The sequence below is a fragment of the Gayadomonas joobiniege G7 genome (assembly GCF_000300815.1).
Lineage (GTDB): Bacteria > Pseudomonadota > Gammaproteobacteria > Enterobacterales > Alteromonadaceae > Catenovulum > Catenovulum joobiniege.
Genome location: NZ_AMRX01000006.1, coordinates 1,084,095 through 1,094,851, shown reverse-complemented (window position 1 = coordinate 1,094,851; position 10,757 = coordinate 1,084,095). Strand labels below are relative to the sequence as shown.

Genomic DNA, 10,757 nt, shown 5'->3' with positions numbered 1-10,757 from the left:
AGCTTGTTAGGCAGTCGTATAAACTATCTATGTCTATTGGTTTATGTACGATACGGTCAAATCCTAATGCTTCGTATTCTGCTTTTTGTTCGGCGGTGGCATTAGCTGTCATCGCTATAATTGGCAAGTTTGGCTGTGCTTGGCGAATTAGGGTAAAGGCTTCAACGCCATCCATGACTGGCATTTGGATATCCATTAATATTAAATCACAAATTGTCTCATTCACGGCGTCTACCAGCAACCGGCCATTTTCAAAGATTTTTAAATCAGCCTTTGTGGGTTCAAGCATGTTGGCTAGTATAAGTTGATTGATTTCATTATCTTCAGCAGCATAAATAGTCATGCCGCTTAAATCAGGGCTTTTAGGGGGACTGTTTGATGGTGTCGGTCGTTCTAACAACTCACCAGCATTCGTGTTGGGCGCTTCTTCAATATAAGGCAATACTAGGTTTATAATAAACTCACTGCCTCGGCCTTCTTTTGTACTTACTACAATGTCACCATTCATCATTTGTGCTAAGTTTCTGGCGATGGATAATCCCAGACCCGTTCCGCCAAATTGCCTTGTTGTTGATGAGTCTGCTTGCTCAAATCTGTTAAATAAAGTGGGGATCTTATGATCAGCTATGCCGATTCCAGTATCTTTAACTTTTATTCGTATTTCGCCTTTTTTATTCGAGCTCTTTTTGCTGCTGCAATCGATGGTAATGGTGCCTTTATTGGTAAACTTTATCGCGTTGCTTAACAAGTTATTTAATATTTGCAATATACGGTAGGGGTCGCCAAACCAGAGGTCATGCATTTTAGGTGATACCCTCACAACGAGTTGAAGTCCTTTACGTTTGCACGCTTGCTCATGCTGACTACATACATGATCGATTAATGCGCTAATTGAGAGCTCGATATTTTCAAGCTTTACTTGACCAGCTTCTAACTTACTAAAATCCAGAATATCATTTACTATTACTTGCAAAGATCGGCACGAGACTAGAGCGGATTCAACAAGTTGATTTGCAGATTTAGTTGGATTGTTTTTTATTAGCTGTAACGATCCATAAATGCCATTTAATGGTGTTCGAATTTCGTGCGACATATTCGCTAAAAATTGACTTTTTGTTTCAGTCGCAATGAGGGCTTCTCTTTTAGTTTCTGACAAAGAGTAAAGTGCATAAGCAAAAAATAGTGAGATGATTGTTGTTAAAAGAAGAGGAAAATAAAACGAAAACCCGTTTGTAGCGATTTGGATCTCGGGGTTAATGTGGATAATAGGCAGTAGGCATACGAGTAGTGTGTTGCTTAAACACACAGCGATCAGCGAAGGCAGTGATAGGGTTAACGCTAAAATCATGATGACAAACGTTACATATATATAGGGCGTTGGAAAAAAATTTAACACCAAGTAGTTAATAGCTATCGTGCTCAATACAATCAACACAGACCGTTTTTGTAAATTGCCAAAGTTTACGTTTTGCCTAAATTGGGCAAATATCAATAATGCAGGGATAATAGATAGATTACCAACCAAATCACCAATAAACCATTGTGTTAAGATATCGATAAATGGCAACTGCATTTGGTAAGTTAAAATGGTTGAACCAATTAAAGCCCCCATAAATGCAGGTATCAGGCAAATGATACCTGTTAGTTTAAGGATCTCTATGGGCGGCAATTGAGAGCTTTTGTCTAAGCGGTAGTATGAGATCAAAAAACGTATCAAAAGAACAGCCACAAGGTTTGGCAAGGTAAATGAAATTGCTTCGCCCAACGGAGAACCGAAAGTCAAATTCGCACAAAAGTTGGCCGTCACGACCGCTATAGAGGCAAGTATACTTGCCTGGGCGGTTAACCGAGTCATTAAAAAACCTGCAACAGCATTTGGCAACCAAATCATGGCCACCGTATCTGGCTGACGAGCTATAAATAAACAATAACAAGCGATTAAATAATAACTTATAGTTATAATTACGATATTCGTAGAGGGCTTTAAGAACTGCAAAAGCGTTTCTCCAAAAATGAAAGCATGCTGGTATTTAATATAGAAGCCCACCAGCAAAATGCCACTAACTTAATAATTTTCTTCTGCTTGTGGTCTAATTACTAACTCATGTAAATGTGCGCTCGCATTCGTCTTTAGCGTTTGAATTATAGGTTTTGCGACCGCCTCAGCAGATAAATACTGAGGGCGTTCAGCCGCTCTAAAATCAGTGTTTACGCCACCAGGATAAACAGAGGTAAAATGAATGTTGTGAGTTCGCTGTTCTTTGCGCATCACTTTCATATAGGCATCTAGTGCTGATTTAGATGCGGTGTAAGCCGCTATGCCAGGGTTAGAGTACAGACAAACAGTTGAAAGTACATTAATAATACGGCCACTTTTCATTGCTTGCATCGGCGGTAATACGGCTTTACAAAATTCGATTGGCGCATAGCAGTTTATTTTCATCATCCAGTCCAAATCGGCTAACTCTACTTCGTTGCCTAAACCTCGAGCACTATTTAAACCGGCACAATTAATTAAAATATTAACATTACCATTCACTTTGCTTGCTTCGCTTACAAAAGCATGAATTTTATTGGTTTCTGATAAACAAAAAGTATCGGTATAGACTTGGCTATCCGGGGAAAGGTGAAGCAAGGTTTCAGCTAACTTAACTTTATCTCGACCACATAAACTGAGCTTATAACCTTTGCGAGATGCTTCAATTGCAATCGCACGTCCAATGCCAGATGATGCACCAGAAATTAAAATATGAGCCTTCATTATTCTCTCCGGTTAAACTAACAACAATAAAAATAATTTTGAACATTTGCACTAAAGCGTTAACAATGCTATGAATAGTACAGGATTTTCTGTCATTCGTCTTAAATATATGGTGGCAGAATAAAATGCATAAAAAATGACATTCTTTTGTCTAATAAATGATCTTTAAGGTAGCAAAATGCCAATTAATAGAGATAGAAGCGCTCAACATAAAGTTTATATTCCTTCTAACGCACGTGAAAACCAGTATATTTTAGCCAAGTTCGAATTAACCGATGCTTTATTGGCTCGTTTTTCAGATTTGGTAGAGTCAGGTACGGAGTTTCCGTATAACGATTTTTATCATCACTTAGCCGCTGTGTTTCACGACATTTGTGATAAACATGAAATTGATTCAGGGCAGTTTGTCGCTAATGACAAATTTATACGTGTGCGATATAGCCCAGAGAAGATCACTGCTCAAACCGATCAACAAATCGTCTTCTTGTATAGTCCTAAATATCATTCTGGCCATAAATCTTATATTAACGGCAAGCGACGTGTACGTAAGTTAAAACTATTGTTTTTAGCCAATGGTTCAGAAATTCGTCATAACTCAGCTAAATTTCACACTAAAGTGGATGCAGCTATGCAAGAGCTCATTCAAACTCTTGAGTTAGACCCAGGTACTGTGCGTCTATGTGATCATCAACATTTAACGTATGACTTGTTCGCTAAAGAAAAAGGTGTTGAAGGCACCCAAGCACACAAATTAAGATCAATTGTCAATCGGTTCAGCGTGCATGATGTGCACTTAGATGCTAACCAGCTTGACTCGCAAACTTATGCCGTGGTTAGCATGCATCTAAATAAGCGCATGCGCTCGCTGGTCACCATTGATAAAACGGCTGAAAAACCTTACGAGGCGCTTTACACTTATATTAAAGAGGCTTTTATTAACAGCAGTAAAGCAAATGGAGTTGATCAAGGTATTATGATTGCTAACGATTTAGTGCCAGTGGTTCGCAGTAAAACAGATACTGTTATATCCGAAAATGGTGAGTTACAAACCATAGACTTTAACGAGAATAAACCAGAGTACGGATTTACCTGTCATTATTCTCGGCGTAAACTTGTCGATACTGTGCAGTTTGTTTTTGTGGCGGCAAAAGATGACCAAACCAGTTATGGATATGGTAAGTTTTTAAATCAAGTACATGACGCAATGCGTTCATTTGCCAATAAGATGGAATATCAAACAAAAACAGAAAATCTGTCAGTAAGAATTCACCAACACATAGGTTTAAACTTATAGTTTCAGATCACTGTGATAGCTGACCGCGCACAGCGGTCGGCATGCAAGGAAGACACTGCAGTGCTACATACACATAGTCGCCTAATCATTAAATCGTTATACGTTTGTTTTGCATTGTTGGCTTGTTTTTTACGTTTTTATCAACTTGGTGATATTCCAAAACCTGCTTTTGACGAAGTTTATTTTGCCCGTTTTTCTTATTTATACATTCAAGAAACGCCGTTTTATCATTCCCATCCACCGTTAGCTAAATATGTGATGATGGCAGCCATTAAACTGTATTATGCAATGCCATTCACAGAATCGATTGATTTTGCTAACACCGAGTTTGAGCAATTAAATCCGTTGAGCTATCGCTGGATTAATGCAGTGTTAGGTGTACTCACCTGCCTGATGTTAGCTAAAATTGTTCATTTATTATTTAACCAGCATAGCTTAACACTTTTGGTATTTGCATTTACTTCAATCGATGGCAGCTTAGTCGTGGCTTCAAGATTTGCACTTAGTAATGCACATATTTTGTTCTGGGGCGTGCTGTCATTGTTATGGCTTATTTTACTGCTTAAACGGCCTTGCTGGTTTTATTTAATTGCATTAGCGCTCTCACTTGCGGCCGTTGTGAGCGTTAAGTGGAATGGCGCAGTATTTATTGTTATTGTTATCAGTAGCTTGTTATGCACTTATTACGGCCGCTTTAACAGTACTGAGCTGAGTTTAAAAACGATCGCACATAAAAAATTTTGGATCTACCTTATCGGCTTAGTAACCATTATTCCTGTCGTTTATACTCTGGTATGGATACCTGATTTAAAACTTAATCAAAAATATGATTTTATTGAAACTCATCAGCAGTTTTTTAGTTATCATAAAGACAGAGTAAGCACAGACGCACACCCGTATTGCTCAAAATGGTACAGCTGGCCTTTAATGTATCGGCCTATCAGTTATCATTTTGAAAAGATAAAAGATCCTCAGAGCAAGCAAACAACCTGTTTTAAAAATATTCATTCGTTTGGTAATCCATTTTTATATTGGTTTTCTTTTATTTCAGTACTTGCAGTGACTGCTCGTTTAATTTGGCTTGCAGTGAGTAAACCAGCATTACTGAGCACATCAAATAATCATTTTTTACTTTTTGCAACTGGTGGGTATTTTGCGTCTTGGTTGCCTTGGTCAATGGTTTCTCGCTGTACTTTTTTATATCATTACCAAGCAGCAGCATGCTTTTCGTTTATTATTTTTGCTTTTGTTTTGAATCATTGCCTAAGGAGTAAAAATAAAACCGCATATATGATAGCCATTATCCTGTTGGCAGTGATAGGTTGGGCTTTTATTTATTGGCTACCGTTTCAACTAGGGATCCCCGTTAGTAAAGAAGGATTTTATGCAAGAATGTGGTTCAGTCATTGGATATAAAACGGGCTCGTATTTTCGATAGCCCGTTTGTATTATGCCATTCTACATGGTTTGTTTAATTAGCGCCTGATAGATAGATGAAAAGCTAGAGTTGTTCTGCAAGTTAACGGCAACATGCATCTTTCTAGCGATATCACTGGCTGAAAATATGCCGCGGATCTTGTGACTCTCGGGTTCTATCACCAAACTATGCTGACAACCGTTATTTTGTAGGGTGTGCAAAACCTCACCAACCGTCGCATTTTTGACATCGTTATAATTGAGCGCTTTTAGATCTTCTTTTGCTTGCATAAAATCTTTAACCGTTAAATCACTTCGGTTTTGGCCTTGAAAGACCTTCTTGCTCAACTCTTGTTCATTTAAGTCGTCTGAGCTAACAATGCCGATAAACTCTTTTGTGTCGCTGAGGACAATTTTCATACGAACATGAGTTTTTAACATAAGCGCTTCCGCCTCGACGGCACTAATGTTAGCGTCAACTGACAACGGGCGTAAATTTTTAAAGTCGGTAAATACGTCTAACGCTGGAGAGTCCGCTGAAATCGTCTCATTTTGTTCAGGCATGACTAAATTTTCCACATCGTGAATATCATACATAGTAAGTAGTTTCATAAATCCACCTATTTATAAAATTAAACAATTATTTATTTAAATCTTTAAAATAGTGGCGGATTTGGTGGGGCTCGAATGAGTGAAAAAGTGGTTATCGCGGCATTAAGTGCACTTGTATAGCTTTTTATTTTTAAACTAAAGCTTTGTAAGTTTATACTTAAATTTTGGTTATTGAGTATACCGTCAAAAGGATCTAGTTCTTGGTTCTCGTCTAACGTTTGAAGGCTATGAGATTGATTATCTATTAAAGATTTTTGCATAGCAGGGCTCGCCGAACTGGCAGTATGCCCGAGCAGCGCCGTATACAAAATCAATGAATAAATAAGTTTAAACATAACACGCCTAAATGTTTTATCCGATTTTTAAGTATTGGTGGCGATCGCAGTAAAATCAACTATTTGATGGGTTAATATTTTCACTGAGGTGACATAGTTCACGGATACCACTTAAAGTATCAAAAGAGTAGTGGTATTGAGCTTGAAAAAGTTCGGCGCAAGACAGCGCATCAGTTAACGCATGATGAAGGCGGTATACCGGTAAGTGATAGCGTCGGCGACAACTAAACAAATCGTATTGTGGCGTTTTGTTTCTAATTAACCGTTTGTACCAAGGGGTTTTAACTTGATCAGATAGCTTTTTTTGTATTGCCATAGTGTCGATTACCGGAAAGTACAACTTTTCTAAAAAACGAGATTTAAATGCTTCTTTTAAAAAATTGCGTTCAATGCTGGCACAGTGTGCAACAATAATCCGTCCTTGCATAAGCTCTAATAGCGGCTCAGCAATTAGGCTAAAGTCATCTGCTTTTCGAATGTCGGAATGAGTGATTTTATGAATTAAAATTGAGGCTTCTGATAAGTCTTTTTGTGGTTTGACAAGCCAATGTTTAGCTTGGCTTAACTGTATTCTTCGCAGTGTAAAAGGCACCAGACCAATACTGACAATTTCGTGTTTTTTAGCATCTAATCCGGTTGTTTCTAAATCAACAGCAAGCAATGGGCAATCTAAAATCGAGTCGTCAAAACTCGGCAACCCAGATTCATAATAAGCCCTCAATTGGGGATGCTGAGTCTTAGATGCCAATGTATTGAATTTTTGCGGCCAATCTATTTCACGCTCAGTGAATGGCGATTTTTCTGGCGGTGTTTGAATCAATTTTTTATCTATATACATAACTAATTAACTCGGCCAGGCTGATATTTGAACTTTAAGTACTTTTGAGCATTGCTTAATATTTGAAAAGCATCTCGTAAATTTTTACGTTCAAAATCAGATAAATTTTCCGGTTCAATATTATTGTCGGGCTCATTCTGACTTTCAATCTCTAACGCCTGATGGCGAATTCGTACCATGCTGATGAGTTCAAGTGCATCGCGTAAATCGGCACCACGACCACGAGGTAAAACATCAGTTTCCATAATATCATTGAGTCGCTCAAACGAATTTCTGGCTTTAATTCCAGTGGCTAATGCATGCACCCGAATGAGATCTGCTAATGGCGCAGTGCCGCGGCTCTTCATGTTAATAGAGTTGGTATGACGGCCATCGGTTTCCATTACAAAATCTTTAAAAAAGCCCAGTGGCGGTGTTCTCTGTAAGGCGTTGCGTGCCATGCAGGCAATAAAACGTGGATTATTTTGTGCTTTGTATTTAATTAACCGGTTCAGGTCACGAGCCCATTGAGTTTCACCATGGACGCCTTCAAGATCGAAAAATATCGAAGCATCTAATAAGGATTGTGGACTGGGTTCGTCAATCCAGCGGCTAAAATATTGTTTCCATACATGTAGTGGTTGCCGCCACTCACTATTGCTGGCCATGATGCCGCCTTTGCAATAAACGTAACCGCATGCATCTAATCCGTCGCAGACAAAGTCAGCCAACTGTGCAAAATATTCACCGTGCTGACTTGCATTATATTCGTCACTTAATACCAATGCATTATCTTGATCTGTTACAATGAGTTGCTCTTCACGAGCCATTGAACCTAAAGCTAAAAAACAATATTTAATCGGTGCTGGGCCCAATCTTTGTTCGGCTAACTCTAACAAACGCTGTTTGAAACTGCGTCCGAGCAAGGCCATAGCGCCACCAATCATACGCGAATTTGCATCTTGCTGTACCATTCGAACAAAACAGGCCCTAACTGCAGGTTTTAACGCTGTTAATTCATCTAAATTATTGGCTTTAAAAATGCTACTTACAATAAATAAGCTATTTTGTGACTCGTGACGGATCATGTCTGGTAAACACACTATACCTATTGTTTTTTCTTTTTTAGTGACAGGTAAATGATGCACATTGTACCTGAGCATAAGTAACATGGCTTCAAAAACAAATTGCTGATGATCAACTTGTTGAATATCTGGGCTCATAATCTCACTCACTGGCGTGTGATACGGCAAGGCTGGAGTGATTAGTCGGTCGCGTAGGTCCTTATCAGTAACGATCCCAATAATTTGTCCATCGTCATCAGCAATTAGGGCTGCAGAAGCATTGGCATTGGTCATTTCAACTGCGGTCTGATGGCAGTTGGTATTGGCTGTTAGTATCAAAGGTGCTTGGCTAATTAAGCTTTCAATTGGTGCAGTCATTAGCTCGTTGGCATCTTCACGTTGCGCCACCGAGTTGCGTAAGCGGGTGGCGTCTTCTACCTCTACACGGTCAGAAAAGGCATCATATTCATCAAAAAATTGATTAAACAGGGCTTCGGGTAACAGATAAACCAGTGTGTCTTCTAGCGCAACTGTCGGAAAGCGAACCGGACGGTTGTGCAGCAAGCTGAATTCACCAAAATGGCCACCGCTTGTTAAGCGGTTGTACAGGTTGCCGTTTCGGCGATAGACCTCAACCGAGCCACTGCGAATAATATACCAGTCGCTGATCCTATCGCTTAAGCTTAAAATCTGGCTACCTGCTTTATAATAAGCGACATCAAGCTGCTGAACAGCCTCCTCTAGTGCGCTATCTGGGAGCTGGTTATACGGTGAATACTCTTTTAAAAACGCTAAGATTTCTAGCTGTTCAGCATGTAACGACATAAGTTAGCCTTTGGGCTCAGACATCAAACCTTTAATTAAGGATACAGTGGCCAACAATAAAACGATTGTAAACGGAAATCCAGTACTAACGGCCATCGCTTGTAGGGCCACTAAACCACCCCCTAAAATCAACGCAATTGCTATTAAACCTTCAAAGGTACACCAAAATACGCGCTGAGGTGTTGGCGTATCCACTTTACCGCCCGCTGAAATAACATCAATCACTAATGAACCCGAGTCGGATGAAGTAACAAAAAATACGATGACTAAAACGATCGCCACGAGTGAGGTGATGCTAGCTAATGGCAGGGCATCTAACATATTAAATAGCTGCAGTGGCAACTCTGCATTGGCTACGGCCTGATAACCATCAACCAGATATTGGTGGATAGCAGTACCGCCAAAAACAGACATCCAAACGATGCAAGCAAAGGTTGGAATTATGATGACCGAAACTAAAAACTCGCGTACGGTTCGACCGCGTGAAACACGAGCAATGAACATGCCTACAAATGGGCACCAGCTAACCCACCATGCCCAATAAAAGGCACTCCAGCCAGCCGCAAAATTAACATCTTCTCGGGCAAATGGCACGGAGAGTGAAGGTAGGTATTCAAAATAGGCCACAAGAGTATCAAAAATGCCCGTTATCGCAATCAGCGTAGGGCCGACCGCAATAACAAACATTAATAAAGCAATGGCTAACATCATATTGATTTCAGAGAGGCGTTTCACCCCAGCATCCAAACCCGCCACAACAGAAACTAAAGCAACCATGGTTATTATTACCACCATAATGACTTCAGTTAGATCACCGGTTGGCGTGTCAAATAAAAAATTCAGACCGGTTGAGGCTTGTGATGCGCCTAACCCGAGTGAAGTTGCTAAACCAAATAAAGTTGAAAGTACTGCCAAAATATCAATGACATGGCCTGTCCAACCCCAGACACGGTCACCAAAGATTGGGTAAAACACCGAACGTATGGTAAGCGGTAAACCTTTATTAAACGAAAAAATCGCTAGCCCAAGCGCCATAATTGCGTATATGCCCCAAGCATGTAGGCCCCAATGATAAATCGTGGTTGCCATTCCTAAGCGGGCGGCTTCTTCAGGATCGCCATGCGCTCCGGAGAGGGGAGCCCAATCGGTGCGAACACCATTTTCTAACGTGGGTCCACCCAGCGAAGATGTAAAATGAGTCATAGGCTCAGAAACACCAAAAAACATTAACCCTATTCCCATGCCAGCGGCAAATAACATGGAATACCAGGCAGGCAGAGAGTAATCCGGAGTCGCTTGCGTGCCGCCGATACGCACTTTGCCTAGAGGGCTCAAAATAAGACCTAAACAGACGAGTAAAAAGAAGTTTGAAGTTAGAATAAAAAACCAATCTAAACTGTTTGTTAACCAAGCTCTCAAATCGTTAAATATAGGTGCAACGCTGTTTTGAAACGCTAAGGTAATAACGACAAAAACAATGATCAGCGAGGCAGATATTGCAAAAACTTTATTGTGAATATCAAGCCCGAAGGGGCCGACATTAACGAGTATATTATCTTGGCCAACTTGGTAGTCTGTATCAATTTTATTGACTTTTCCGTCCGGGATCATTGGATCCTTTGGATTAGACATA

The 10,757-nt window shown here is 39.9% G+C and carries 9 protein-coding genes; 2 read left to right on the top strand and 7 right to left on the bottom strand.

Features of this window, described 5'->3' with window-relative positions; genetic code table 11:
- Both C727_RS19095 and C727_RS0112155 read right to left on the bottom strand, forming a co-directional pair.
- Positions 1-1,996, bottom strand: a 1,996-nt coding sequence (locus C727_RS19095) for an ATP-binding protein (protein WP_155949236.1), incomplete at its 3' end; no start/stop codon positions are given.
- A 69-nt stretch (positions 1,997-2,065) separates the two neighbouring features.
- Positions 2,066-2,761, bottom strand: a complete 696-nt coding sequence (locus tag C727_RS0112155; protein ID WP_017445923.1) for an SDR family oxidoreductase — start codon at positions 2,759-2,761, stop codon at positions 2,066-2,068.
- Between the two features lie 178 nt (positions 2,762-2,939).
- Here C727_RS0112155 and C727_RS0112150 point away from each other — a divergent pair, with 178 nt between their 5' ends.
- Both C727_RS0112150 and C727_RS0112145 read left to right on the top strand, forming a co-directional pair.
- A complete protein-coding gene (locus tag C727_RS0112150) occupies positions 2,940-4,055 on the top strand; it encodes a DUF3083 family protein (RefSeq protein WP_017445922.1) in 1,116 nt (371 codons plus the stop codon).
- A gap of 60 nt (positions 4,056-4,115) precedes the next feature.
- Complete coding sequence (locus C727_RS0112145; protein ID WP_017445921.1) at positions 4,116-5,471, top strand: phospholipid carrier-dependent glycosyltransferase; 1,356 nt, start codon at positions 4,116-4,118, stop codon at positions 5,469-5,471.
- A 42-nt stretch (positions 5,472-5,513) separates the two neighbouring features.
- Here the strand turns inward: C727_RS0112145 and C727_RS0112140 are convergent, their stop codons facing one another.
- From C727_RS0112140 to C727_RS0112120, 5 genes are read right to left on the bottom strand one after another with little or no spacing between them, the layout of a single operon-like run.
- Positions 5,514-6,083 carry a CBS domain-containing protein gene (locus tag C727_RS0112140; RefSeq protein ID WP_017445920.1) on the bottom strand — a complete coding sequence of 190 codons (570 nt, stop codon included), beginning with the start codon at positions 6,081-6,083 and terminating at the stop codon, positions 5,514-5,516.
- A gap of 44 nt (positions 6,084-6,127) precedes the next feature.
- Positions 6,128-6,418 (bottom strand): hypothetical protein, encoded by a 291-nt coding sequence (locus C727_RS0112135; protein ID WP_017445919.1) that lies wholly within the window; start codon positions 6,416-6,418, stop codon positions 6,128-6,130.
- Positions 6,419-6,473: 55 nt separating this feature from the next.
- Positions 6,474-7,256: a 3'-5' exonuclease gene (locus tag C727_RS18505; RefSeq protein WP_017445918.1), complete on the bottom strand. Its 783-nt coding sequence runs from the start codon at positions 7,254-7,256 to the stop codon at positions 6,474-6,476.
- A gap of 2 nt (positions 7,257-7,258) precedes the next feature.
- Complete coding sequence (locus C727_RS0112125; protein WP_017445917.1) at positions 7,259-9,124, bottom strand: DUF294 nucleotidyltransferase-like domain-containing protein; 1,866 nt, start codon at positions 9,122-9,124, stop codon at positions 7,259-7,261.
- A gap of 3 nt (positions 9,125-9,127) precedes the next feature.
- On the bottom strand, positions 9,128-10,756 hold the full coding sequence (locus C727_RS0112120) for a BCCT family transporter (RefSeq protein ID WP_026052698.1): 1,629 nt from the start codon (positions 10,754-10,756) through the stop codon (positions 9,128-9,130).
- Position 10,757 lies beyond the last annotated feature (1 nt).

What these genes read in the sequence shown, in the direction of transcription:
- C727_RS0112120 (WP_026052698.1), bottom strand. Translation starts at nt 10,756, where the DNA reads ATGTCTAATCCAAAGGATCCAATGATCCCGGACGGAAAAGTCAATAAA.
- C727_RS0112135 (WP_017445919.1), bottom strand. Translation starts at nt 6,418, where the DNA reads ATGTTTAAACTTATTTATTCATTGATTTTGTATACGGCGCTGCTCGGG.
- C727_RS0112140 (WP_017445920.1), bottom strand. Translation starts at nt 6,083, where the DNA reads ATGAAACTACTTACTATGTATGATATTCACGATGTGGAAAATTTAGTC.
- C727_RS0112125 (WP_017445917.1), bottom strand. Translation starts at nt 9,124, where the DNA reads ATGTCGTTACATGCTGAACAGCTAGAAATCTTAGCGTTTTTAAAAGAG.
- C727_RS0112155 (WP_017445923.1), bottom strand. Translation starts at nt 2,761, where the DNA reads ATGAAGGCTCATATTTTAATTTCTGGTGCATCATCTGGCATTGGACGT.
- C727_RS0112150 (WP_017445922.1), top strand. Translation starts at nt 2,940, where the DNA reads ATGCCAATTAATAGAGATAGAAGCGCTCAACATAAAGTTTATATTCCT.
- C727_RS18505 (WP_017445918.1), bottom strand. Translation starts at nt 7,256, where the DNA reads ATGTATATAGATAAAAAATTGATTCAAACACCGCCAGAAAAATCGCCA.